This window comes from Streptomyces ochraceiscleroticus (assembly GCF_000720485.1).
GTDB lineage: Bacteria > Actinomycetota > Actinomycetes > Streptomycetales > Streptomycetaceae > Streptomyces > Streptomyces ochraceiscleroticus.
The window spans coordinates 36,525-61,505 of record NZ_JOAX01000033.1; the positions used below are offsets into that span (position 1 = coordinate 36,525).

Below are 24,981 nucleotides of genomic sequence, written 5' to 3' on the forward strand. Positions count from 1 at the left end.
AACGGAGAGTTGAGAGCACATGCCCCGCACCCTCGCCACCGCCCCGATCCTCGTCCTCAACGGCCCGAACCTGAACCTCCTGGGCCAGCGGCAGCCGGAGATCTACGGCTCCGACACCCTCGCCGACGTCGAGGCGCTGTGTGCCAAGACCGCGGCCGCGCACGGCGGCACGGTCGACTGTCGGCAGTCGAACCACGAGGGGCAGCTCGTCGACTGGATCCACGAGGCCCGGCTCACCCACGCGGGCATCGTGATCAACCCGGCCGCGTACTCCCACACCTCCGTCGCGATCCTCGACGCGCTCAACACCTGCGACGGGATGCCGGTCCTGGAGGTACACATCTCCAACATCCACCAGCGCGAGGAGTTCCGGCACCACTCCTACGTCTCGCACCGCGCCGACGGCGTCATCGCGGGCTGCGGCGTCCAGGGCTACGCCTTCGCGATCGAGCGGGTGGCGGCGCTGGTGGCCGCGGCCCAGGACTGAACCACCTCGACCGCCCAGTACCGACCGCGGCACGCCCGCCCGCACATTGGCGCGAAAGCGGGTTCGGCGTGCGAAGGTGGGTGGAAAAGCTGGAACGCAGGTACCCACGCGACGGCTGAGCTGAGAGGCGGGACGGCATGAACGGTCAGGTGGATCCGCTCACCGACAAGGAGATCGAGGACCGGCTGGCGGAGCTGCCCGGCTGGACGGTCGCCGACGACAAGCTGACCCGTACGTACGGCTTCGACAGCCACTTCCCGGCGGCCGCGATGGTCATCCACGTGGCCCAGATCCAGGAGGAACTGGGCCACCACTCCGAACAGACGCTGGGCTACAACAAGCTGACCATCGCGGTGAACACCCACAGCGCCGGCGGCCGCATCACTGAACGGGACTTCGCCCTCGCACAGCGGATCGAAGCCGTCGCAGCGGGCCACGGGGCCCGCTGACCCGGCCCCGGGCCTGTTCCCGCCCGGCGCGCGGCGCCGCCCGCGTCAGCTCCGCGTTGAACTGCGCGCCGGTCAGCAGGGACAGGTGGGAGAACCACAGCCAGATCAGGAAGACCACCGGGCCCGCGAGCGACCCGTACAGCCGGTTGAAGGTGCCGACGTACGACGCGTACAGCGCGAAGCCCGCCGAGGAGACCAGCCACAGCAGCACCGCGAGGACACCGCCGGGCACCCCGCGCCGCACTCCGCGCGAGGCCGGCGGCCCCGAGCGGAAGAGGACCAGTACGAGCACGGTCACCAGGCACAGCAGCAGCGGCCACTTGACCACGCTCCAGGTCACCTCGGCGGCCCGGCCCAGCCCCACGGCGCGCCCCATCGCGCGCGCCAGCGGCCCGCTGGCCAGCAGGGCCACCGCGCTCCCGATGAGCGAGGCGAGCAGCACCAGCGCCGTACCGAGAATGCGCGGCGCCTTGCGCCACGGCGGCCGGTCGTCCTTGACCCGGTGCATGGCGTGCAGCGCCCGCCGGAACACCGCGAGATAGCTGCACGAGGACCACACCGCGCTGACCGTCGCACCGCCCACCACCAGCCAGGCCGCGGTCCGCTGATGGGACATGGAGATCAGCGCGCGGTGCAGCGTGGCGCCGGACTGGGCCGGGGCGAGCGCGCTGATGTGCTCGATGAGCTGTCCGGTCGCGGGCGGGTCCGCCAGCCCGATCAGCGACACCGTCACAATCATGGCGGGCAGCAGCGCCAGCACCGAGTAGTACGTCAGGCTGGCCGCCCAGTCCGTCAGATCGTCGCGCCACACGGACAGCGGCGTACGGCACAGTGCGGTCCGCCACTGCCGCCAGTCCGGCAGCGAGCGCACGACATCCTGTACCGCTCCGCGCACCGCACCGGCCCGCTCCGGCGTCTGCTGTTCCGGTACCCGGCGGTCATCGCCGACCTCCATCGTGCTGGTCTTCCTTTCCGTACGGACCGTTCCGCTTACGGCCCGCGCCCCATCCTGCCCCGTTCCGCTGCCCCTTCCGTACCGGCCCCGTGTCCAGTGCTCCCGGCGAAAGATCGGAAAACAGGAAAATCAGCGCGCTTTGCGCGTGCCGTACCGGGACATCGGGACCGAAGCGTGCCCCAATGGGTACCGGGGCAGTGATGCCTGGCACGCATGTTCCGAGGTGCCGACCGAGAGGAGCGGACGGGTGCCCGAACCCGGCGATGCCCTCCTGGCCGTGCGGGCCGGAGAAGGGGACGAGGGCGCGTTCGAGGTGCTCGTACGCCGGCACGGCCCGCCGCTGCTGCGCCTGGCGACCCGGCTCCTGGGCAGCAGGACGGACGCGGAGGACGCCGTGCAGGACGCGTTCGTCAACGCCTGGCGCCGGATCCCGGAGTTCCGCGGCGACGCCTCGTTCTCGACGTGGATGTACCGCATCGTCACCAACCGCTGCCTGAACATCCTGCGGGCCCGCCGCCCCACCCAGGACCTCGGCTCGGTCCCCGAACCGCCCGCGCCCGAACACGCCTCGTCGCCGGTCCGCGCGGCCGAGTCGCAGGCGGCGGTGCGCGCGCTGAGCGACGCCATGCAGGGGCTCACCCCCGAACAGCGCGCCTGCTGGGTCCTGCGCGAACTGCAGGGGCTGCCGTACGAGGAGATCGCCGAGATCGTCGGCAGCACGCACCAGGCGGTGCGCGGCCGGGTCTTCCGGGCACGCCGCTATCTGACGGAGGCGATGAGCTCATGGCGCTAGGCGACGCGTACGAGGGCGAGGACCCGGCACTGCCCTGCGGCCGCACGCTCTCGGAGGTCTGGGAGACGGCGGAGGAAACCCCGGACGACCCGCATACAGTCGGCTGTCCGCACTGCCAGGAAGCGCTGGCGCAGCTCGGGATACTGGACGACTACGTACGCGAGGCCCGGGACCGCGACGCGGACGAGGCGGCCGAGGCGGCGGCCGCCGACCGGCTCACGGCGCGGGTGATGGACCTGGTCAGGACCGACCTGCGGCCCGGCCGCACGCTGCCGCTGGGCGAGCCGGCGGACGACGCCTGGATCACCGAGGCGGCGGCCGCGAAGGCGTTCCGCGCGGCGGCCGAGGCGCTGCCGACAGTATTCGCGGGGAGCTGCAAGGTCGTCCTGGAGGTGCCCGACGGGCCGGCGACGGTGACCATGGAGGTCGCGGCGGGCCTGGAGTGGCCGCTGCCGGAACTGGCGGAGCGGATCCGGGAGCGGGTGCTCGCGGCGGCGGACGAGGCGGTCGGCATGACCGTCTCCGGAGTCGACGTCACGGTCGTGGACCTCATCGACGCGGAAGCGGACGCGGGGGAGGAGCGGGCATGAGCGGCACACACCGGGCCGAGGGCCTCGACGGGACGGAACGCGAGCTGCGGGCACTGCTGCAGCGGACCGCGGCCGACGCCGCGCGGGCCACGACCGGGGTCGCGTACCTCCGCCCGGGCCTCGGCGACCTCGTACGCGGCGCGGTCCCACTCCGCGTACCGGCCGACGGACAGCCACGCGTCACGGGCGTACGCGCGGAGCCGGGCGACGCACCGGGCCTGTGGCGGCTGCGCATCCACCTCGCGGTGCGCCGCGGCCATCGCGCACTGGACGTGGTCCGCGCGGTACGCACGGAGGTAACGGCCGCGGTCCAACGCGCGTTCGGCCCGGAGGGCCCGGACCAGCACGGCGTCGCGACACTCACCGTCACGGTGACGGTGACGGACCTGGCGTGAGCGGAGACCACCCCATGAATGACCAGCATCCGCATTCCCACTCCGACTTCACGGAAATGGACTGGGAAGAGCTGGCCCCGGTGCTGGAGCGCGAGGCCGTACTCGCCACGCCGATGTACGAACAGGCCGCCGACTGGCTGCGCACGCTGCTCGGCGGGGCTGAGGAACGGGCCGCGGGGGAGGCGTCCGTACGCCGCGTCTGGGACGTCGGCTCCGGTCCCGGCGTCGTCACCTGCCTGCTGGCGCGGGCCTTCCCGCACGCGGAGGTGGTGGCGGTGGACCCGGCCCCGGCGCTACTGGCCCGTGCCCGGGACCGCGCCGCGCGACTCGGCCTGGCCGACCGGTTCCGCACCCACGAGGCCGAACTGCCGGGCGACGACCTCGAAACGCTCGGCACGGCCGACCTCATCTGGACCAGCAAGGTGCTGCACCACGTCGGCGACCAGCAGGCCGCAGTGGCACTGCTGGCCGGTCGGCTGCGCCCCGGTGGCGTACTCGCGGTGGCCGAGGGCGGCCTGCCCGACCGGATACTGCCACGCGACATCGGCATCGGCCGCCCCGGCCTGCAGGCCAGACTGGACGCGGCCCAGGAGGAGTGGTTCGCGCAGATGCGGGCCGGGCTGCCGGGTTACCGGGAAACCGTCGAGGACTGGCCCGCGCTACTGACGGCCGCGGGCCTGGCCGACACCGCCGGCCGCACCTTCCTCCTGGACCTCCCGGCTCCGCTGGACGGCACCGCCCGCGACCACATCACAGCCCGCCTCGCCCGAGCCGCCGACCAGTACGCCGACCTCCTGGACGAAACGGACCGCAAAACCCTGACCCGCCTCACCGACCCGAAAGACGAGGCATCCGTCGCCCACCGCCCGGACGCCTTCTTCCTCACGGCCCGCACGGTGCACGCGGGGTGCGCGGAGTGATGGCCGACAGCTCGCGGTGGTTCGGGCGTGCGGGCGTCCTTGTTGCTGCGCCGGGTTTGCGGAGTGGGGGAAATGCGGAGACCCTGGGGACGTCAGGCACCCCCATACAGGGAGGCAACCATGTCCATGCTTGACAAGCTGAAGAACCTGATGAAGGGCCACCCCGACCAGACCCGGCACGGCGTTGAGAAGGCCGGTGACGCCTTCGACGCGAGGACGGGGAACAAGTACCAGAGCCAGGTGGACAAGGCTCAGGAGAAGCTGAACGATCAGACCGGCACCGGTCGGCAGCAGCGGCCCGAGGACCGGTAACCCTCAGCAACGATCTCAGCACACCGCCGGCGAACCTAGAGCGACGGCGCCGCCGCCCACGCGAGGTGAGCGGCGGCGCCGTACGGTGTGAGCCGGTGGCTCAGGCGACGTCGAACGTGGCCGGGTCCGGACCCAGGCGCTTGTCCGCGTCCAGGCCGGCGATCGTGCTCAGGTCGTCCGCGTCCAGCTCGAAGCCGAAGACGTCGAAGTTCTCCTTGATCCGCGACGGGGTCGCGGACTTGGGGATGACGACGTTGCCGAGCTGGAGGTGCCAGCGCAGCACGATCTGGGCCGGGGTCTTGCCGTGCTTCTCGGCGAGCTTGCCGATCGTGGCGTTCTCCAGGAGGCCCTTGCCCTGGCCGAGCGGCGACCACGCCTCGGTGGCGATGTCGTGCTCGGCGTGGAAGGCGCGGGTCTCGGCCTGCTGCAGCTCGGGGTGCAGCTCGATCTGGTTGACCGCGGGGACCACCGAGGTCTCGTTCAGCAGCCGCTGGAGGTGCGGCGGCTGGAAGTTGGAGACGCCGATGGCCTTGGCACGGCCGTCCGCCTGGATCTTCTCGAACGCCTTGTAGGTGTCGACGTAGGTGTCCCGGGCCGGCAGCGGCCAGTGGATCAGGTACAGGTCGACGTAGTCCAGGCCCAGCTTGGCCAGCGAAGCGTCGAACGCGCGCAGGGTCGAGTCATAACCCTGCTCGGTGTTCCACAGCTTCGTCGTCACGAACAGCTCGTCACGGGCGATGCCGGAAGCGGCGAGGGCCTTCCCCGTGCCCTCCTCGTTGCCGTAGATCGCGGCGGTGTCGATGCTGCGGTACCCGGCCTCCAGCGCGTGGCCGACAGCGGTGAACGCCTCGTCGTCCGGGATCTGCCAGACGCCGAAGCCGAGCTGCGGCATGGTGACGCCGTTGTTGAGGGTGATGTGGGGAACCTTGCTCACGAGCGAATCGGTCCTTTGGTCGGCGTACAGATGCTACGAGACTCAACGGTCATCGGACGGCACACATTCCCGCGCACGCCGACGGAGTGAGACGGACCGAGACGGGCTGAGCCGTCACCCACTTCGGCTCGTACCTCCGTTCGAAGAGTGCCGAGTTACCGCTCGTACAGCGCCGCTACCTCGGCCTCGTACGCCGTCTCGATCGCCTTCCGCTTCAGCTTCAGCGACGGCGTCAGCAGCCCGTGCTCCTCGCTGAACTGGCTGGCCAGAATGCGGAACGTACGGATCGACTCGGCCTGCGAGACGAGCGTGTTCGCGGCGACCACGGCCCGCCGGATCTCGGTCTCCAGGTCCGGGTCGCGCACCAGGTCGGTCGCCGGCAGGGACGGCTTGCCGCGCATCTGCAGCCAGTGCGTCACCGCCTCCGCGTCCAGCGTGACCAGCGCGGCGACGTACGGCCGGTCGTTGCCGAGCACGATGCACTGGGCGACGAGCGGGTGCGCCCGTACCCGCTCCTCCAGCGGTACCGGCGAGATCGTCTTGCCGCCGGAGGTCACCAGGATCTCCTTCTTGCGGCCGATGATCGTGAGGTACCCGTCCTCGTCGAGCTGCCCGAGGTCACCGGTGGCCAGCCAGCCGTCGTGCAGTACGGCGTCGGTGGCCTTGGGGTCGTTGAGGTAACCCTGGAAGACCTGGCCGCCGTGCACCCACACCTCGTTGTCGTCCGCGATGTGCACGGTCGTACCGGGGATGGGCAGTCCGACCGTGCCGAACCGGGTCTGCTCGGGCGGGTTGGCGGTGGCCGCGGCGGTGGACTCCGTCAGGCCGTACCCCTCGTAGATCGTGACGCCCGCGCCCTCCCAGAAGAGGCCGAGCCGGCGCTCCATGGCCGAGCCGCCCGACATCGCGTGCCGGACCCGGCCGCCCATCGCCGCCCGGACCTTGCTGTAGACGAGCTTGTCGAAGAGCTGGTGCTGCATGCGCAGGCCCGCGCCGGGCCCGGAGCCGGTACCGAACGCCTTGTGCTCCATCGCCTCGGCGTACCGTCGCGCCACGTCGACGGCCTTGTCGAAGGGGCCGACCTTGCCGTCCGCCTCGGCCTTCCGCCGTGCCGCCGCGAACACCTTCTCGAAGATGTAGGGCACCGCGAGGATGAAGCTCGGCTTGAAGGACTGCAGGTCGGGGAGGAGTGCGGTGGCCGAGAGGTTCGGCTGGTGGCCGAGCTTCACGCGGCCGCGGATCGCGGCGACCTGCACCATCCGCCCGAAGACATGCGCCAGCGGCAGGAAGAGCAGGGTGGACGCCTCGTCGCCGGGCTTGGAGTGGAAGACCTGCTCGTACCGTGCGACGACGTTGTCGGCCTCGGCCATGAAGTTGGCGTGGCTGATCACGCAGCCCTTGGGGCGGCCGGTGGTGCCGGAGGTGTAGATGACGGTCGCGGGCGCGTCCGGGGTGACCGCCATCCGGTGCCGGTGCACGACGTCGTCCTCGATGTGCCGCCCGGCCTCGACCAGCTCGGCCACCGGGTCCTCGTCCAGCTGCCACAGCAGACGCAGATGCGGCAGCCGGCCGATGACCGACCCGATGGTCATGGCGTGGTCCTCGTGCTCGACCAGGCAGGAGGAGACGGCCGAGTCGTGCAGCATCCAGAAGACCTGCTCGGCGGAGGAAGTCGGGTACAGCGGTACCGGCTGCGCACCCACCGCCCACAGGGCGAAGTCGAACAGCGTCCACTCGTACCGCGTCCGCGACATGATCCCGACGCGGTCGCCGAACCGCACGCCCTGGGCCAGCAGCCCCTTGGCGAGCGCCATGACCTCGTCGCGGAACTGCGCGGCGCTGACGTCCTCCCAGCGTCCCGCGTCGTCCTTACGGCAGAGCGCGACCTGGTCGGGGCCGGACTCGGCATTTTCGAAGACGGCGTCCGCCAGACCGCCGACCCGGGGCGCCGTCGCCAGTGGGGGGACGGAGTACTCGCGCAATGACCCGCTCCTCGTGGTGCTCCATGCAGCGCCGCGACCGTACCCCACGAGAGCGACCGAACGGCAGCGACTGCCAAACGTCCGAACCGTTGCCATAGGCCCTGGTCATCCGGCGAAAACGGTCTACTCTCGGAGAACCCCGGACATGAACCCGCCAGTAACATGCCGAACGATCACGCCACAGGGACCGTTTCTGCACCAAATCTTTCCGATTGGAATCAGCCATGGCGAGGGCAGGGGTGGCCGACTGGCCTCTTGCGGCGCTGGCGCCGTGACGCACAAAACGCCCGGTGGGTGCCAAACCCGATGAATTGAGCGGCCGTCTTAGGTTCTTCGCAGGTCAGATGGGGTCGGCTGCTGACACCGCCCCGTGCCTGCCAGCACGTCGGGGGCGCGGCCTTGGGTGGCGCGGGCGGGTGGGTTTGGCGGGTGTCAGTCGTCGTCGGCGATGAAGTCTGCTATCGCGGCAGCGATAGCTTCGGGCTGCTCGTCGGGGATGAAGTGTCCGGCGTCGGGCACGACGATTCGGGTGGTGTTGTCGGCCCATGGGCTGAGGGAGGCGGCCATGTCCGGAACGGAGCCGTGGCTGCTGGAGATTCCGAGGATGGGCACGGTCAGGTGCCGCCACTTGAGCGCCTCGCGGTTCTTGCGCGCCGACTCCGCGGCGTCTCGGTAGTACGCGAGGGAAGCGCGCAGGCCGCCGTCGACGGCGACGGCCGCCGCGTAGTGGTCGAGCTCGGCGTCGTCGAACGTGTCGGGAGACAGGGCCTTCACCTTCAGGAACCAGCCGACGTACTCGCGTTCGCGGCCGGCAAGCAGCGCCTCGGGCAGGTCGGGCACGATGTGGAACGCGAAATGCCACGTTTTCCACGCTTGATCCGGGTCGGTGGGAATCGCCTCCGGGAGAGTGATACCGGGAATCCCGGCGTCGAGCAGAGCGACCCCGCGCAGGTGGCTCTCGAAGTTGAGGGCGAGGGAGAAAGCGACCCAGGCGCCGATGTCGTGGGCGACCAGGGAGTAAGTCGACACTCCGAGAGCCTTCACGGCGGTGTGGACGTGCGCGGCGACCGCGTGCGTGTCGTAGCTGCCTTTTGGACGCTCGGAGTGGCCCTGACCCGGCAGGTCGATCGCGATGACGCGGAACCGGTGGGTGAGGCCGGGCATCACCTTTCGCCAGGCCCACCAGGTTTGCGGGAACCCGGCGAGCAGAACGACGGCCGGGCCGCTCGGCCGTCCGCCTTCGACGGCATGAAGGCGGACGCCGTCCGCGTCGACCCAGCGGTGAGTGAATCCGGCCAGATGCTGCAGGGGCAGGTCGCGGATGGGGTTGCTTTCGGAGACATGCGGAGTGCTGGTTGCTGGGCCGGTCACGGGGATCCTCCATCGGTGTCAGGTGTGCGGTCGGGACGGTGTAGCTGACGGCGGTGGCTGGGACCACGTGGTGTGTTTCTCGCGCGGTCGCGAGTGCGCGGCATGCCTGGCCCATGACCACGCTTGAAGGCTAACGCATCTTGAACTAACCAGTTCAAGATAGAATGGTGCGCAACGTAGTCCGAACCATCGACGCATCGGCAAGGAAGTGCCGCGTGGCAGGCAAGAAGCAGTTCGACATGGACGCGGCGCTCGACGCCGCGATGATCCAGTTCTGGCGCGACGGCTACGCCGACACCTCATTGGACGTTTTGTCTCGGACAACTGGCCTGAACCGCAGTTCCATCTACTCCTCCCTGGGCGACAAGGACACGCTCTTCCTGCGCTGCCTGGATCTCTACGCTGCGCGCTATGGCGAGAAGTACGACGCCGCCCTGTCGTGTGCAGCCTCGGAACCCGTTGCCGCTGTTCGTGCGTTCTTCGACGTCACCCTCGAGCGCATCGCCGATCCCGAACTACCTGATGGATGCCTGATTGCCCAGTCAGCCATGGCAATTCCAGTGCTGAGTCCGAGCGTCGCAGCGCACGCCAAGCAGGCGCTCGGCTTCCAGCGCCTGCGCCTGCGCGCCGCGCTGAAGGCCGGCCGACTGTCCGACCAGGACGCCGAGGCCTTCGCTGTACACGCGGCGGCCGTGAACCAGTCGCTCGCCGTCATGAGCAGGGCCGGGGCGAGCCCGGCGCAGCTCCTGGCCATCGTGGGCGTGACCGTTGACGCGCTGTCGCAGGCGCTGCGCGCGTAACGAATCTGAACAGCCGCTACAGCCGTCGGACTCGCAGCCTGGTACGCACAGTCATTTCATGAGTTCGAGGCGCGCGCGGTAGTGGTGCCAACGGGCTCGGGCCTGGTGGCTTCGTCGCCAACCGGACCAGGCCAGGTGGAACGCGAGGTCCGTGGCCTGTGGTATTCGCCGTGTGATCACGGTGGGAAGGCGCTGGATCTCGGGGACGGTAGTAGGCCAGTTCGCCCGTGCTGATCGAGCGGCGGATGAGCAGGTGGTGGCACGGGTGAGGCTGTGGCGATCCACGCCCAGTCGTAGAGGCGCCGTCCCTTCGAGCCGTTTCCGGCCGAGCGCCGGTTCCACCCGTGCGGCTCGACCAGGCCGAGCGCCGCATAGGCGCGCATCTTCTGGTGCCCGGAGGTCGTGATCCGGAAGTCGCGGCCGATGGCGAAGATGTAGCCGATTCCGCGCTGGGGCCGCAGGGGCGAACGCCTCCACCGCGATCAGCGCAGTGCCGACCGTGAGCAGCCGCCGGTCATCAGCGTGGCCGGCGATCGAGCGCCGACGCGGGGACGGGGCCGGTGTGTCGGTTGGTTGTCGGTGGTTGTCGGCGGTGGTCGGTGATCTGTCGGTGGTCTGTCGATGGCTGCCGGGACATTGGAGCTGGTCGGCGCCGGCCATCAACGGCGCCGGCCACCCGCATCGCATCGTCCCGGCTCACTGGAGCGGCGCTCCCGGCGTGACCCGCCGGGGGGGCCGCCCAGCGGTCCACGATCAGAAAGGAAGCCACCATGACCACTCACGTCACGATCATCGGCGCCGGGCTCGGCGGCCTCATGCTCGCCCGCGTCCTGCACGTCCACGGAATACCGTCCACGGTCTACGAGGCGGAGCCCTCCCCGGCTGCGCGTTCGCAGGGCGGGATGCTCGACATCCACGACTACAACGGGCAACTCGCCCTCGAAGCAGCCGGCTTGATGGACGAGTTCCGTGGCCTCGTCCTGGAGGGCCGCCAGGCAATGCGGGTCCTCGCCCCGGACGGGACCGTCCTGTTCGAGAAGGCCGACGATGGTACGGGGGGACGCCCCGAGGTGCAACGCGGCGAGCTGCGACAGATCCTGCTCGACTCGCTCCCGGCCGGCACCGTCCAGTGGGGGCACAAGGTCAGCAGCGCCCGTACCCTCGGTGAGGGGCGCCACGAGGTGACGTTCGCCGACGGCAGCACCGTCGTCACCGGCCTGCTGGTCGGCGCGGACGGCGCATGGTCACGGGTCCGGCCGCTGCTCTCCGCCGCCACACCCGAGTACACCGGCAAGTCGGTCGTCGAGACCTACCTGTTCGACGCCGACACCCGGCACCCCGCCGCCGCGAAAACGGTCGGCGGCGGGTCGATGATGGCGCTCACGCCGGGCAGGGAGATCTTCGCGCACCGGGAACGGGGCGACACGCTGCACGCCTACGTGGGGCTGTCCGAGCCGCAGGACTGGTTCGCCGTCATCGATTTCGCCGATGCCGCCGTGGCCACCGCGCGGATCGGGCAGGAATTCGACGGCTGGGCGCCGGAGCTCACCGCGCTGATCACTGACGGCGACATCGCGCCGGTACTGCGCCCCCTCTACGCTCTGCCGACCGGACACCGGTGGGACCGGGTGCCGGGGGTGACCCTGCTCGGCGACGCCGCCCACCTCTCGGCCCCGAACGGCGAAGGCGCCAACCTGGCCATGCTCGACGGCGCCGAACTCGGCAAGGCCATCGCCGCGCACCCCGACGACATCGAGGCCGCGCTCACCGAACACGAGCAAGCGATGTTCCCCCGCAGCGCCGAGGCCGCCCACCTCTTCGATGGCGCCGACGCCGACGGGATCGACTCCGACAACATCACAGTCCACGACCTGGTCACCGCGTTCACCCGGCAGGAGCAGTCCACATAAGGCCTTTTGACAGGGGGAGTTCGCCGCCGTACGCCTCGAGGCTGTCGGACAGAGGGTGCGGACGGGCATGGCGGGCGAACCGATCGGCCGAAGTGGAGCACTGGTACTCCGCAGCCTGCCCCGCCCGTCACCGTCCCAGCCCCCGAAAAGACAGGCGCAATAGGCCACTTGGAGAGGGAAAACGCAACTTCGACATGGCCCGCGGAGGCAGCTACCTTCACCTGGTCTTCGGCGATCGCCCACGGTCGCACGGGAGTTCCTTCAGGCTGAGCCACCCGCGGGCCCACACCAGGCACCCTCAACCAGGGAGAAACGCATGCCCCATCTTGCTCTGTACACATTCGGCGTCCTGAAGTCACCTCTCGCCGATCCCGCACCTCTCACGCGCGAGTTCTACGACATGGGTGAGGCCGTCTACCGGAAGATCAGTCAGCACCCCGGATACCTCGCTCGTGCTGAAGCGGCAGACGGTGACCGGGGCATGCTCTTCGAGGCGGACTGGGGTGCATGGGGAGAGTTCGCCGTACCGACCTGGTACAGCAAGGGCCGTACGGTGGAAACCACCGCCCTGGCCGCGACCCTCTCGCTCTGGACCGACCTGCGCCCCGCCTTCGACGCCATCTACACCGGTCTGCACCGTGCGGCGCTGAACAGGCGTTACGACTGGTTCGAGAGGACAGGGCGCCCGAATTACGTGTGCTGGTGGGTCTCCGACGGCGTGATACCCACCTGGCAGGACGGGGTTTCCAGGCTGGAGCACCTCCACGACCACGGCTCCGCGCCGCACGCCTTCACCTTCCACCACTCGTTCGCCCCGGACGGAACTCCGACCAGGATCAAAGGCATTGTGCCGAAGAGCGGCCAGGTCTGCTGACAAGGGAGCCTGAAAGACTGGCTTCGCTGTCAAACGCCTCGATTGAATCTCGATTGAATGACAGCGAACAGATGCGTCTGCGCTACGGCGGATCCGCCAGTGCCTGGGGCTTCGCCCTCTACCTCACCGACCCCAGCACTAAGCCCGTCGACGGGCGTCCAGTTGCGCCATCGGCGCTTCCCCCACCAGGGCGGCGATCCGGGACCGGGACGAGAATCCCAGTTTGCTCAGGATGTGTTCCACATGAGCGTCCACGGTCCGCTTGGAGATCACCAATCGGTCCGCGATCTGACGGTTCGAGAGTCCGGCGGCGACCAGTCCGGCCACTTCGCGCTCCCGGCGGGTCAGCGACCCCAGCGGGCCCGCCGGGTCCTCGTCGTCCGCCGTGCCGGACGGGCCCTGCTCCGTACCGGCCCGGTCGCACGCGCCGGCGGCCCCGCCACCGGATGCCGCCGCCTCTTCGCTCGCGGCATCGGATTGCGTCCGGGCCACCACCTCGTCGAGTGGCATGACCGTTCCTTGACGGAACGCCTTGTCGTACGCGTCATCGCCGAGGTCCGCCCGGGCCGTCCGTACGGCCGCGTCATGGCGGCTCTGGAGCATCGCGATGCCGAAGAGCGGTGCTCCGATCTTTTCGTAGAGCACCTTTGTCGCCCCCAGCATCCACGCGGTCTGCTCGGAGCGCCCCTGCTCGGCACTGAGCCAGGCGAGTACTTCGAGGGAGTGGGCGGAGCCCATCCTGTCGCGGACGTCGTACTTCATCGCCAGGGCAGCGCGCATGACGGCCTCGCATGTGCTGTCGTGGTCACCGCCGAGCAGCAGGGCGATCCCCTTCACCCACAGTGCCCATGCCTGGTTCCAGCGCTCGTCCGTTCCCGCCAGCAGGTCCAGGGTCACATCGCAGAGCTCGATCGAGGTCTCGGTATCGCCCAGCATGGCGTGCATCAACGCCTCCTGGTAATGGACGATCGCGATGCCGACGTGGTCCTGCTGCTCGATGAGCCGGCGCCGGGCCTCCCCGTAGTACCGCAGCGCGAGCTCGCCCTCGCCCTTGAACATGTACGTACCGCCCAGATACTGCAGCGCGTACGTGAGGAGGGAATCGTCCGCCAGCTCCTCGGCGATGGCCTTGGACTCCTCGAGGAGCGGCAGTGCGAAGTCGTGCTCACCCTGCATCATCGCGAACCAGCCGACGAACCGCAGGGCTTCCGCCCGTTCGGGAACGGGGCCATCGACCAGGCCGAGACCTTTGTCCAGCCAGTACCGGGCCTCGCTGAACCGGGAGGAGCACACCCAGTAGCACCAGAGCGAGATGGCGAACCTGAGCCCTGTACGGGCATCCCCGGCCGCGGCCCCGCCGTCCCCGTCATCCGCTCCGGCCCCACCGTCGCCCTCGGTGCCTCCCTCGGTGAAACAGAATTCCAGTGCCGCCCGCAGATCGGCGGAGCACCGCCGCAGCCGTAGGTATCCGGGCACCTGCTGCGACGTGCAGAACTCCCGTGTGAACTCCTCGGCCATCGCCAGATAGTGATCGCGGTGGCGGGCCCGCAACGCCCGTGCCTCGCCGAGCTCGGTGAGCCACTCCTCACCGTATTCCCGGATGGTGTCGAGCAGCCGGTAGCAGGTCCCGCTCTCGTCGTCGAGCCTGAGCACGATCGACTTGTCCACGAGCCCGATCAGCGACTCGAGGATCTCGTCGGCCGGCAGCTCGGTGTCCGCGCACACCTCCTCCACCGCGGTCAGGTCGAAGTATCCGGCGAAGACCGACAGCCGCGCCCACAGCAGCCGCTCCTCGGGGGAGCACAGCTCATGACTCCATCCGATGGCCGTACGCAGGGTCTGATGCCGGGGCAGCGCCGTCCTGTTGCCGCCGGTGAGCAGCCGGAACCTGCTGTCGAGCCGGCTGACGAGCTGATCGAGGGAGAGCGCACGCAGCCGTACGGTGGCCAGCTCGATGGCCAGCGGGATGCCGTCGAGCCGCCGGCACAGCGCGCCGACCGCGGCACGGTTACGGTCGTCGACCGTGAACCCGCTGCGCACCGCCGCCGCCCGCTGGGCGAACAGCCGCACCGCGTCGGTCTCTTCAGCGGTGCCGCCCTCGTCCGGGACGCCCAGCGGGGGAACCTCCAGGACGTTCTCGCCCGGCACGCTCAGCGCTTGCCGGCTGGTGGCCATGATCCGCAGGTCGGGGGCCGTACGGAGCAGGGCATCGGCGAGCATGCCGCAGGTGTCCACGACGTGCTCGCAGGTGTCCAGGACAAGAAGGAGATCCTTGTCCTTCAGATACTCCATGAGGTAATCGAGCGGGGGACGGCCGGACTGCTCGGGCAGGCTCAGGGCACCGATGACGGTGTTCGGCAGCAGTGCCGCGTCGCGCAGCGCGGAGAGCTCCACCAGACACACTCCGTCGGTGAACCGTGCGGCGAGCTGCGTTGCCGTACGCAGCGCGATCCGGGTCTTGCCCACGCCTCCCGGACCGACGAGGGTGACCAGCCGGGCCCGGTCGAGCATCCGCTGCGCTGCCGCGAGCTCCTCGGCCCGCCCCACAAAGCTCGTCACCTCCGCCGGGAGGTCGACCGCCGCCTGCGCATGATGCGTCGCCATCGCAGCCCCACTTGCCTGATGTACCTTCGCCCGGGCGAAACTCCTCCCCACGCTAGCGAGCGAGCACACGGCGCGCCAGGCCGACAGCCGGGTGTGGTAAGCGGATACCGGCTGGGAGCGGTTCCACCGATTCACCATGCGATCACGCCCCGGCCGAGTGGTGGTGCATGCTTCGTTCACGCCGCCGACACCCTGAAGTCCGAGGCTCGGCAAGGCATTTGACCAGCCCCCCACGCTGAGGAGCATCCGAATGTACCGACGACTGACGAACCGTCAGCATGTCAGATCCATCGCCCTGTTACTGGGTACGGCCCTCGCCACCCTCGCGGCGGCCGTGCCCGCCGTACCCGCCGAGGCCGGCAGCCGGAGCAGTGGCGACCTCCCCGCGGTGAGCCCCCGGGCCGAGACGCCCGCGCTGTACGACGACGAGGCGGGCGGAGACGCCGACGCGGATGATCCGGCGATTTGGCGGAACGCCGCCGAGCCCGGCCGCAGCCTGGTGATCGCCACGGCCAAGCAGGGCGGACTGCGGGTCTACGACCTCGACGCCCGGCCCGTGCAGTCCCTGCCGGCACCGTCCGCGCCGGGGCCGGACGACGCCCCGGGCCGTTTCAACAACGTGGACCTCGTACACGGTCTGCGCCTGACGTCCGGCCGGGCCGACCTGGCGGTGGCAAGCGACCGCGGCCGCGACACCCTGCGGGTCTACCGCATCGACCGCGACCGGCCGGGTGGCCCGCTCACCGACGTCACCGCCCCCGGCGCGCCGCCGGTGTTCTCCGCCGACCAGGACGAGATCAACGAGCAGCAGACCGCTTACGGCCTCGCCACCTGGACCGACACCTCGACCGGACGGTCCTACGCGCTGGTCAGCCGGCGCAACCGCACCACCCTCGCCCTGCTCGAACTGACCGCGGCGCCCGGCGGCAAGGTCGGGTACCACAAGATCCGCACGCTGGACCTGCCGTCCGCCTTCCGGCTCCCCAACGGCAGTTCATGGACGCCCTGTGCCGAGCCCGGTGAGCTGCCCCAGGTCGAGGGCATGACCGTCGACCCGGCCACCGGCACCCTCTACGCCGGCCAGGAGGACGTCGGCATCTGGCGGCTGCGGGCCGACCTCACCGGCTCGCCGCACCTCGTCGACAAGGTGCGCGAGTACGGGATTCCCGGTGCGTACGACGAGGAGACCGAGGAGTGCGTCCCGGGCGCCGACCCCGGCTACGGCGGCACCCGGCTCACGGCCGACGTCGAGGGGCTGACGCTGCTCACCGAGGACGACGGGGACGGCTACCTGCTCGCCTCCAGCCAGGGCGACAACACCTTCGCCGCCTACGACCGCGAGCCGGGTGATGACAACGAGTACGAGGGCGGATTCCGCGTCACCGCCGCCTCGGCGAGCCTCGACGGCTCCGAGGAGTGCGACGGCGCCGCCGTACTCAACGCGCCGCTGGGCACGAAGTACCCGCACGGCCTCCTCGTCGTCCAGGACGGCCACGACGCACCGGCGGACGACGGCCGCAAGGCCACCGATTTCAAGTTCGTGGACCTCGCCGACGTGATGAGGACGATCGACGACTGACGGCCGCCGGGGCCGCCTTCGCCCGGGGCGCTCACTTCGTGGCGCCCTGGGCGAAGCCGTTGTAGATGTAGCGCTGCAGGAAGAGGAAGGCGAGCAGGGTCGGCACGATGACGAGGATCGCGCCCGCGGAGATGTTCTCCCAGTGCGCGCCGAACGGACCCTTGAAGCGGAAGAGGGCCGTGGAGATCGTGCCGTGCTCTTCCGAGGGCATGTAGAGGAAGGGAATGTAGAAATCGTTGTAGACGGTGATTCCCTTGACGATGACCACGGTGGCGATGGCGGGTTTGAGCAGCGGGAAGATGATCCGCCAGAAGATCGTGAACGCGTTGGCGCCGTCCAGCCGGGCCGCTTCGTCCAGTGACGCCGGAATGCCCCTGATGAACTGCAGGAAGATGTAGATCGACACGATGTCGGTGCCCATGTAGAGCAGGATCGGCGCCCACCGGGTGTCGAACAGCCCGAAGCCGTTGACGACCTGGAAGGTGGCGACCTGGGTCGTCACGCCCGGCACGAGCGTGGCGATCAGGAAGAGGGCGACGACGAGCTTCTTGGCCTTGAAGTCGAAGCGGTCGATGGCGTACGCGGTCATCGAGCCGATCACCACGGTGCCCGCGACCGAGAAGAGCAGGATGAACGCCGTGTTGCCGAACGCGGTGAGCATCTTGCCGTCGGAGAAGGCCGTGGCGTAGTTGCCGAGGTTCAGCCAGTCGTCCGGCAGGGACAGGGCTCCGCCGTCGGAGACCTCGCGGGAGGTCTTCAGCGAGGTCAGGAGGACGACGACGAGGGGCACGAGCACGACCGACGCGGCGACGATCAGGGACAGGTAGGTGAGTACCGGCCCGATCCTCGGGCGGCGCCGGGGGGCCGGAAGCAGCGTGGTCATACCAGGTCCACCCTTTCATCGGGCACGAGGCGGCGCTGGATCCAGGTGATCAGCAGGATGATCAGGAGCAGCACGACGGCGGCGGCCGATGCCAGGCCCGTCTTGTTGAACTGGAAGGCGAGCTTGACCGTCTGGATGACGAAGGTCGAGGTGCCGGTCGCGCCGCCGGTCATGATGTAGGGGATCTCGAAGACGGCGAGGGAGCCGGAGACCGCCAGGATGATGCTCAGACTGAGTATGGGCTTGATGCTCGGCGCGATGATGTGCCGGAACTGCTGCCATCGGCTCGCGCCGTCGAGCTGGGCCGCTTCGTAGAGCTCACCGGGGATCGACTGGATCGCGCCGAGGAAGAGCACGAAGTTCAGGCCGGTGAAGCGCCAGACGGACACCCCGGCGAGTGAGGTGTTCGCCGACTCGGGATCGCCCAGCCAGGCGTGGCCGGTGTCGGCCCCGAACCAGGACAGCACCGAGTCGAGGGTGCCGCCGTCCTGGAAGAAGTAGAGGAACACGAAGCCGATGGCGACCCCGTTGATCAGGTAGGGGAAGAACAGGATGCCCTTGAAGAAGTTCCTGAAGCGCAGGTCGAAGCTGAGCACGGTCGCGAAGTACAGCGCGATGGCGATCTGTACGACGGACGCCGCGAGGTAGTAGAAGCTCACGAAGAAGACCCGGAACAACTCCGGTCGGGTGAACAGCTGTTGGTAGTTGTCGACGCCCGTGAAGTTGCGGGTCGGACTCACCCCGTCCCAGTCCGTGAAGCTGTAGTAGAGCATGTTGCCCACGGGGACGTAGGTGAACGTGATCAGCAGGGCCAGGGGGACGACGAGGAACAGCCAAGGGGTGGCCCGCCGCAGGGGATGGCTCCGCCAGGAGCGTGGTGGGGAACCGGGTGGTCCGGTGGGTGTCGCCGTCTTACCGTGCGAGGAGGCGGCCGGCCCGGCGGGGCGTGCCGCGGCCCTGTGAGTCGTTTCGGTCATGTCGGCCTTTCGTCTGCCGCGGGTGCGGGGAGTGCCGGGCCCGGGCCGGCGTCGCGCGGCCCGGGCCCGTCCCCGCCGTCCGTCAGGAGCCGGCGGTCTTGGCGGCTTCGTTCCACCGCTTGTCGAGGTCGGCGAAGAAGTCGTCGAGGCTGCCCTGCTGTGCGCCGCGGGCGGTGTCGATGAGCTTCTGCCGGTAGTCCTGCTTGGCGAGGCCGATCTCGGCGGCGTCGTCGATGGCGTTGACCTGGGCGGTCTTGGCCTCGGAGCGTTCGATGAGCTTGACATCGTTGTCGACGTACGGTTTCAGGGACGCCGGCAGTGCGGCGGTCCGCAGCGCGGACACCCCGCCCTCCTTCTGCGCGTAGCCCGACTTCTCGGTGAACCAGTCGATCCAGGCCCGGGCGGCGGGCTTGTGCTCGGAGTGGATGTTCACCGCCTGCTGGTAGTCGGAGGCCAGGGTGGCGCAGAACGTGCCGTTCTTCTGCGCGGGGAAGGGCATGAAGCCGATGTCGTCCGGATCGGCGCCCGCCTTCTTCGCGGCGTCCTGGACCTGCGCGATCGCCCAGGAACCCAGCAGCATGCTGCTGATCTTGCCCTTGGCGAGCAGGTTCTTGGAGCTCTCCCAGTTGGTGGTCGTGGGGTCCTTCTCGGAGAGCTTGCGGTGCACGATGTCGTGGAGCAGTGTGTCGATCACGTTCAGGTCGCTGCCCTTGGCCCACGGCGCGGCGGAAGTGGCCAGCTTGTCACCGGCCTTCGCGTCGCAGCTCACCGAGCCGATGCTGTTGGTCCAGGGGCTGCTCAGCGGCCAGCCGTCCTTGAAGTTGGTGTAGTACGGGGTCGCGTCCGTACGGGACTTGACTGCCCGCAGGTCCTTGAGGAACCCCTCTGGCGTGGTGGGCCAGCCGGTGATGCCGGCCTTCTTCCACACGGCCTTGTTGTAGAGGAAGCCGTTCGCGGTGCCGAAGCTCGCGATGCCGTAGACCTTGCCGCCGACCTCCGTCTTGTCGCTGAAGCGGTACTTCTTGGACAGCTCGGCGGAGTCACCCAACGGGGCGAAGAACTTGGGGTAGTTGTTCTTGGCGATGGCGCCCGGGATCATCAGGACGTCGCCGTAGTTCTCCGTGTTCATACGGATCTTGACTTCGCCCTCGTAGTCGGTGATGCCCTCGAACTTCACCTTCACCTTGGGGTACGTCTTGTGGAACTCGGCGGCGTACCGCTTCATCGTCCCGTTCTGCACGAGGTCGGTCCGGTGCGTCAGCACCGTGATCTCTCCCGAGGCGTCGCCCGGGTCGGCGGGGGCGGCCGCCGTCTCTCCCGTGGCGGCGCCTCCGCCGCCGCACCCCGCGACGGTCAGCATCGCGGCGGTGAGAAGCGCGCTCGCGAGCGTCTTCCTCCCCATGTGCCCCACTCCTTCCAGGGTTACGGCTCAGGTCTGCGTGGTTGTCGGCACTATGGCAGTCAGAGGTGAACCGGTAAAGCTAAGATTTCCACCGTGATGCCTAATCGTTACCGGGCAGGCTTGTCGTGCACGTAATGCCACCTGTCGAGCGGCAAGTTGGGGCTCGAAGTCGCGGGTTGGATCTCTACTTGACCGGTTTATAGACAGCCGGGCGGGCGGGAGCTAGGTTGTCCCGCGCCCCAGGGGGCGTGAGTCAGGCGATTGGAGCCCGCACCATGAAGGACGTCACCCAGCTCGGCGAGGGCTGGAACCTGCACCACGACGGGGAACTGCTGCCCGCCCAAGTACCGGGTTGCGTGCACACCGATCTGCTGGCAGCCCAGCGCATACCCGACCCGTACCTCGGCCTGAACGAGCACGACGTCGCCTGGGTCGGACGGCGTGCGTGGCTCTACAGCCGGCACCTCGACTACGCGAGCGACCACGAGCGCACCGACCTGGTCTTCGACGGGCTCGACACCGCGGCGGAGATCACCCTCGCCGGGCGGGCGCTGGGCCATACACGCAACATGCACCGCAGCTTCCGGTTCGATGTCACGGGGCGCACCGGTGAGTTGGAAGTGCGGCTCGCCTCCGCCTACGACGAGGCCGCCACCGTGCGGGCTCTCACCGGGGAGCGCCCCAACGTCTATCCCGAGCCCTCGCAGTACCTCCGCAAGATGGCGTGCAGCTTCGGCTGGGACTGGGGTCCCACCCTCGTGACTGCCGGAATGTGGCGGCCGGTCCGGCTCGAACACTGGTCGACCGCCCGCATCGCCCGGGTCCGCCCGCTGGTCACGGTCGAGGACACGACCGGCCGGGTGGAACTGCACATCGAGGTGGAACGCACCGAGCAGGGCGCCGGCCGCCCGCTCACGGCGCGGGCGACCGTCGCGGGGACGGAAGCGCTGCTCACCTTCGAGGGTGACGAGGCGGTGCTGACCCTGGAGGTGGCGGCGCCCGAGCTGTGGTGGCCCCGCAGTCTCGGCGAACAGCCGTTGTACGAGGTCGCGTTGACGCTCGCAGACGCCGCTGGGGACCCACTCGACGCCTGGCACCGCCGCATCGGATTCCGCACCGTGGAGCTGGACCGCACTGCCGACGCGCAGGGCACCGGATTCACCTTCGTGGTCAATGGGGAGCGGATCTTCGCCCGCGGTGTGAACTGGATCCCCGACGACGCGCTGCCCTCCCGCGTGACTCCCGAACGGTACCGGCACCGGCTGACCCAGGCGGCCGAGGCCAACGCCGACCTCGTCCGCGTATGGGGCGGCGGCATCTACGAGGACGACGCCTTCTACGACGCCTGCGACGAACTCGGCCTCATGGTCTGGCAGGACTTCCTCTTCGCCTGCAGCGCCTACCCCGAGGAACAGCCGCTGCGCGGCGAGGTCGACGCCGAAGCGCGCGAGAACGTCGTCCGTCTGATGCCGCATCCGAGCCTGGTCCTGTGGAACGGCAACAACGAAAACCTCTGGGGATTCCGGGACTGGGACTGGGAGCCGGAGCTCGCCGGGAACTCCTGGGGCGAGGGCTACTACCTGGGCCTGCTGCCGCGCATCGTCGCCGAGCTGGACCCCACCCGGCCGTACACCGCGGGCAGCCCCTGGTCCGGCTCGTGGGACCACCATCCCAACGACCCCGCTCACGGCACGTACCACTCCTGGGAGGTGTGGAACCGCGAGGACTACGCCGAATACCGCGCCAACGTGCCGCGGTTCGTCGCCGAGTTCGGCTGGCAGGCGCCGCCGGCGCTCGCGACCCTGCGCCGCGCCCTGCCCGGCGAGGAACTGGCACCGGACTCGCCCGGCATGCTCCACCACCAGAAGGCCGAGGACGGCAACGGCAAGCTGAACCGCGGTGTGGCCCGCCACTTCGCCCTGCCCGAGGGCGACTTCGACCGCTGGCACTACCTCACCCAGGTCGTCCAGGCCCGCGCCGTGGCGGCCGGCATTGAGCACTGGCGCGCGCACTGGCCGGTCTGCGCGGGCACCGTTGTGTGGCAACTCAACGACTGCTGGCCGGTCAGCTCCTGGTCCGCCGTCGACGGCGACGGCCGGCTCAAGCCGCTCCACCACGAGCTGCGCCGCGTCTACGCCGACCGCCTCCTCACCCTCCAGCCCGGCGACGGCACCCCCTTCCTCGCCGTGATCAACCAGTCGGCCGCCGCCTGGCGCACCACGGTCACACTGCGACTCCTGGAGGCCGACGGCACGACGGTGCGCGAGACGTCCCTCGATGTCACCGCCGAGCCCCGGTCCGTACGGCGTGTCCAGGTCCCGGCGGACCTTGCGCCGGCCGCCGGCTCCGCCAATGAGTTCCTGGTCGCCGACGCGGACGGCCTGCGGTCGGTGTCCTTCGCGGTTCCCGACCGGGACTTCGCGTACCCCCACCCGCGATTCGACGTCGCCGTGGAGCCCGTGGCAGGGCAGGAGGATAAAGTTGACGTCGTGGTGACGGCACAGACGCTGGTACGAGATCTCCTGCTGCAGGCCGACCGGCTCGGCCCGCACGTCGGCGCGGACCGGGGCCTTATGACCCTGCTCCCCGGTGAGCGGGCCCGCATCCGCGTCAGCGGCCGGACCGACCTGGACGCGGCGGAGATCCGGGCCGCGCTCTTCTGCGTGGACACCCCGTGAGCGCTCCCACGCGGCGGATCACCATCAAGGAGGTCGCCGCCCGGGCCGGGGTGTCCAAGGGAGCGGTCTCCCTGGCCTTCAACCACAAGCCGGGGGTCTCGGACGCCACCCGGGAGCGCATCTTCGAGGCGGCCCGCGAGCTGGGCTGGGCCCCGAACCTGACCGCCCGCAGCCTGTCCAACCAGCGGGTGGGCGCCATCGGCCTGGCCATCTGCCGCCCCGCCCGGCTGCTCGGCCTCGAACCGTTCTACATGGAGTTCATCTCCGGCATCGAGAGCGTGCTGGCCGACCGCTCCTGCTCGCTGCTGCTGCGCCTGGTGCGTGACCTGGAGGAGGAGATCGCGCTCCAGGAGAGCTGGTGGAAGGGGCGGCTGATCGGCGGCTCCATCCTCGTGGACTTCCACGACAACGACCCGCGCGTGCCCGCACTGCAGCAGCTCGGGCTGCCGGCGGTGGCCGTCGGACACCCCTCGCTCACCGGGGGGCTGCCCTCGGTCTGGACGGACGACGCCACCGCGGCCGCCGAGGCGGTCCGCTACCTGGCAGCGCTCGGCCACCGGCGCATCGCCCGGGTCGGCGGGCCGGACGGGCTGGGCCACAGCGCGATCCGCGCCGCCGCGTTCGAGTCCACCATGCGTGACCTCGGGCTGGACGGCGGGCGGCAGATCGCCACGGGGTTCGCGGGGGAGGAGGGAGCCCGTGCCACCCGCTCGCTGCTGCTCTCCGCCGACCGGCCGACCGCGATCCTCTACGACAACGACATCATGGCCGTCGCCGGTGCCGGGGTGGCGGCGGAGATGGGACTCTCCGTCCCGGCCGACGTCTCCCTGCTCGCCTGGGACGACTCCCAGTTGTGCCGGCTCACCCACCCGACCCTGTCGGCGATGAGCCACGACGTGCACAGCTTCGGCACGGAGGTGGCCCGCACCCTCTTCGACGTGATCAACGGCCCGGTCCCGGCCTCCCACCAGGTGCCCACCCCGTCCCTCACCCCGCGCGGCTCCACCGCCCCGCCACCGCGGACGGGATGACGGTACAAGGGGCGGGCCCAGGCCCTCGCGGCCACGGCCCGCCCCTCGTACCGTCAGCGCCCCACGCCCGGCGACAGCCCCTCGTCACGCAGCCAGCGCAACTGCTCGGGCGGCGTCGAACCCTGCCCACCGCCGTGATCGGCGTACGGCCAGACCTTCATGGCGGCCCTGCCCGCGTACCGGTTGAAGGCGGCGTACACCGTGGACGGCGGGCAGACGGGATCCATCAGGCCCACGCTGAACAGTGCAGGTGCCGAGGCCCGGGCGGCGAAGTGCAGGCCGTCGAAGTAGTCGAGCGTCCCGAAGGCCCGCTCCGGATCGTCGCGCGTGTGCCGGCGCAGATACTGCACGAGCTCGGCATAGGGGCCTTCCGTGGCGACCGTGGCGCCCCGGCGGAAGTGGCACAGAAAGGGCACGTCGGCCAGTACACCGGCGACGCGATCCCCGACCAGCCCGGCCACCGCCAGCGCCAGCCCGCCGCCCTGGCTGCCGCCCTGGACGACGATGCGGTGCGTATCGACGTACGGCAGCGCGCGGGCCGCGTCGACGGCGCGCACACAGTCCGTGATGAGCCGGCGGTAGTAGTGGTGGCGGGGGTCTCCCATGCCGCGGGTCATGAATCCACCGACCCACTGCGGGGCGTCGCCCTCCTCCTGGTCGGGCGTGTCATGGCCCTGGCCGCGGCTGTCGACGATCAGTTGGATGTAGCCGGCCGACGGGAAGAGCAGGTGGTCGGTCGGCAGGCCGCGACCGCAGCCGTAGCCGAGGTACGTGATCACCGTGGGCAGCGGCCCGTCAGCGCCCGCCGGCCGGACCAGCCAGGCCGCGACCGGCTGTCCGCGCCACCCCGGGAACCGTACGTCGGCCGCCTCGACGGTGGTCAGCAGTGTGTCGCGGAGCGGGGTGACCGTGGGCGCATCGGCCGACGCGTACGACAGCGCCAGTGACTCCTTCCAGAAAGCGTCGAAGTCGACGGGCGCGGACATGTCCGCCTGGAAGGCGCGCAGTTGATCGAGCGGGAGATCGGTGAACGGCAAGGATCGGACTCCTTCGAG

22 protein-coding genes are annotated in these 24,981 nt (G+C 69.8%); 13 read left to right on the plus strand and 9 right to left on the minus strand.

All coding sequences use genetic code 11. From position 1 onward, the window contains the following. Positions 1–19 precede the first annotated feature (19 nt). Both aroQ and IG84_RS0132035 read left to right on the plus strand, forming a co-directional pair. Positions 20–487, plus strand: coding sequence for a type II 3-dehydroquinate dehydratase (gene aroQ / locus IG84_RS0132030; protein WP_031065021.1), 468 nt, complete (start codon positions 20–22; stop codon positions 485–487). 137 nt (positions 488–624) lie between these two features. Further along, positions 625–936: a 4a-hydroxytetrahydrobiopterin dehydratase gene (locus tag IG84_RS0132035; RefSeq protein WP_031065024.1), complete on the plus strand. Its 312-nt coding sequence runs from the start codon at positions 625–627 to the stop codon at positions 934–936. Here the strand turns inward: IG84_RS0132035 and IG84_RS0132040 are convergent. After that, complete coding sequence (locus tag IG84_RS0132040; protein ID WP_078649647.1) at positions 869–1,891, minus strand: YihY/virulence factor BrkB family protein; 1,023 nt, start codon at positions 1,889–1,891, stop codon at positions 869–871. The two genes, IG84_RS0132035 and IG84_RS0132040, sit on opposite strands and share 68 nt — an antisense overlap. Positions 1,892–2,138: 247 nt before the next feature. Here IG84_RS0132040 and IG84_RS0132045 point away from each other — a divergent pair, with 247 nt between their 5' ends. The 5 genes from IG84_RS0132045 to IG84_RS0132065 all read left to right on the plus strand — a co-directional run bounded on the left by IG84_RS0132045 (position 2,139) and on the right by IG84_RS0132065 (position 4,901). Continuing rightward, entirely contained in the window at positions 2,139–2,684 is a 546-nt protein-coding gene (locus IG84_RS0132045) for an RNA polymerase sigma factor (protein ID WP_031065030.1), read from the plus strand. Next, positions 2,675–3,274 (plus strand): Asp23/Gls24 family envelope stress response protein, encoded by a 600-nt coding sequence (locus IG84_RS0132050; RefSeq protein ID WP_031065034.1) that lies wholly within the window; start codon positions 2,675–2,677, stop codon positions 3,272–3,274. The genes IG84_RS0132045 and IG84_RS0132050 overlap by 10 nt, the downstream gene beginning before the upstream one ends. Continuing rightward, positions 3,271–3,669, plus strand: coding sequence for a hypothetical protein (locus IG84_RS38375; RefSeq protein WP_078649650.1), 399 nt, complete (start codon positions 3,271–3,273; stop codon positions 3,667–3,669). The genes IG84_RS0132050 and IG84_RS38375 overlap by 4 nt, the downstream gene beginning before the upstream one ends. A 14-nt stretch (positions 3,670–3,683) precedes the next feature. Next, complete coding sequence (locus tag IG84_RS0132060) at positions 3,684–4,589, plus strand: class I SAM-dependent methyltransferase (RefSeq protein WP_037801089.1); 906 nt, start codon at positions 3,684–3,686, stop codon at positions 4,587–4,589. A gap of 120 nt (positions 4,590–4,709) precedes the next feature. Beyond that, positions 4,710–4,901, plus strand: a complete 192-nt coding sequence (locus tag IG84_RS0132065) for an antitoxin (RefSeq protein ID WP_031065040.1) — start codon at positions 4,710–4,712, stop codon at positions 4,899–4,901. A gap of 100 nt (positions 4,902–5,001) precedes the next feature. On the opposite strand, the gene IG84_RS0132070 is transcribed toward IG84_RS0132065, so the two are convergent. The 3 genes from IG84_RS0132070 to IG84_RS0132080 all read right to left on the minus strand — a co-directional run bounded on the left by IG84_RS0132070 (position 5,002) and on the right by IG84_RS0132080 (position 9,188). Beyond that, on the minus strand, positions 5,002–5,835 hold the full coding sequence (locus IG84_RS0132070) for an aldo/keto reductase (protein WP_031065043.1): 834 nt from the start codon (positions 5,833–5,835) through the stop codon (positions 5,002–5,004). A 155-nt stretch (positions 5,836–5,990) separates the two neighbouring features. Then, positions 5,991–7,817, minus strand: coding sequence for an AMP-dependent synthetase/ligase (locus IG84_RS0132075; protein ID WP_031065046.1), 1,827 nt, complete (start codon positions 7,815–7,817; stop codon positions 5,991–5,993). Positions 7,818–8,249: 432 nt separating this feature from the next. Further along, positions 8,250–9,188, minus strand: coding sequence for an alpha/beta fold hydrolase (locus IG84_RS0132080; protein WP_031065049.1), 939 nt, complete (start codon positions 9,186–9,188; stop codon positions 8,250–8,252). 215 nt (positions 9,189–9,403) lie between these two features. Between IG84_RS0132080 and IG84_RS0132085 the strand changes: the two genes are divergently transcribed. The 3 genes from IG84_RS0132085 to IG84_RS0132095 all read left to right on the plus strand — a co-directional run bounded on the left by IG84_RS0132085 (position 9,404) and on the right by IG84_RS0132095 (position 12,772). Then, positions 9,404–9,988 (plus strand): TetR/AcrR family transcriptional regulator, encoded by a 585-nt coding sequence (locus IG84_RS0132085; RefSeq protein WP_031065050.1) that lies wholly within the window; start codon positions 9,404–9,406, stop codon positions 9,986–9,988. A 770-nt stretch (positions 9,989–10,758) separates the two neighbouring features. After that, complete coding sequence (locus tag IG84_RS0132090) at positions 10,759–11,898, plus strand: FAD-dependent oxidoreductase (RefSeq protein ID WP_031065053.1); 1,140 nt, start codon at positions 10,759–10,761, stop codon at positions 11,896–11,898. A 316-nt stretch (positions 11,899–12,214) separates the two neighbouring features. Beyond that, positions 12,215–12,772 carry a DUF3291 domain-containing protein gene (locus tag IG84_RS0132095; protein WP_031065056.1) on the plus strand — a complete coding sequence of 186 codons (558 nt, stop codon included), beginning with the start codon at positions 12,215–12,217 and terminating at the stop codon, positions 12,770–12,772. Positions 12,773–12,910: 138 nt separating this feature from the next. On the opposite strand, the gene IG84_RS0132100 is transcribed toward IG84_RS0132095, so the two are convergent. After that, positions 12,911–15,376: an ATP-binding protein gene (locus IG84_RS0132100; protein ID WP_051862697.1), complete on the minus strand. Its 2,466-nt coding sequence runs from the start codon at positions 15,374–15,376 to the stop codon at positions 12,911–12,913. A gap of 250 nt (positions 15,377–15,626) precedes the next feature. Between IG84_RS0132100 and IG84_RS0132105 the strand changes: the two genes are divergently transcribed. After that, the gene (locus IG84_RS0132105; protein WP_031065062.1) at positions 15,627–16,955 is read left to right on the plus strand and encodes a phytase; all 1,329 of its coding nucleotides are present in this window, start codon (positions 15,627–15,629) and stop codon (positions 16,953–16,955) included. Between the two features lie 31 nt (positions 16,956–16,986). Here the strand turns inward: IG84_RS0132105 and IG84_RS0132110 are convergent, their stop codons facing one another. The 3 genes from IG84_RS0132110 to IG84_RS0132120 form a co-directional block, all read right to left on the minus strand. Then, the gene (locus IG84_RS0132110; RefSeq protein ID WP_031065065.1) at positions 16,987–17,838 is read right to left on the minus strand and encodes a carbohydrate ABC transporter permease; all 852 of its coding nucleotides are present in this window, start codon (positions 17,836–17,838) and stop codon (positions 16,987–16,989) included. Then, entirely contained in the window at positions 17,835–18,815 is a 981-nt protein-coding gene (locus tag IG84_RS0132115; RefSeq protein ID WP_031065068.1) for a carbohydrate ABC transporter permease, read from the minus strand. The genes IG84_RS0132110 and IG84_RS0132115 overlap by 4 nt, the downstream gene beginning before the upstream one ends. Before the next feature lie 82 nt (positions 18,816–18,897). Next, on the minus strand, positions 18,898–20,217 hold the full coding sequence (locus tag IG84_RS0132120; RefSeq protein WP_031065071.1) for an ABC transporter substrate-binding protein: 1,320 nt from the start codon (positions 20,215–20,217) through the stop codon (positions 18,898–18,900). A gap of 275 nt (positions 20,218–20,492) precedes the next feature. On the opposite strand from IG84_RS0132120, the gene IG84_RS0132125 reads away from it, so the two are divergent. Together IG84_RS0132125 and IG84_RS0132130 are read left to right on the plus strand one after the other, a co-directional pair. Continuing rightward, positions 20,493–22,895, plus strand: coding sequence for a glycoside hydrolase family 2 protein (locus IG84_RS0132125; protein ID WP_031065073.1), 2,403 nt, complete (start codon positions 20,493–20,495; stop codon positions 22,893–22,895). After that, on the plus strand, positions 22,892–23,926 hold the full coding sequence (locus IG84_RS0132130; protein ID WP_031065076.1) for a LacI family DNA-binding transcriptional regulator: 1,035 nt from the start codon (positions 22,892–22,894) through the stop codon (positions 23,924–23,926). Before IG84_RS0132125 ends, IG84_RS0132130 begins: the two co-directional genes overlap by 4 nt. Positions 23,927–23,979: 53 nt before the next feature. Here the strand turns inward: IG84_RS0132130 and IG84_RS0132135 are convergent, their stop codons facing one another. Next, a complete protein-coding gene (locus IG84_RS0132135; RefSeq protein WP_031065079.1) occupies positions 23,980–24,963 on the minus strand; it encodes an acetylxylan esterase in 984 nt (327 codons plus the stop codon). Between the last annotated feature and the right edge of the window lie 18 nt (positions 24,964–24,981).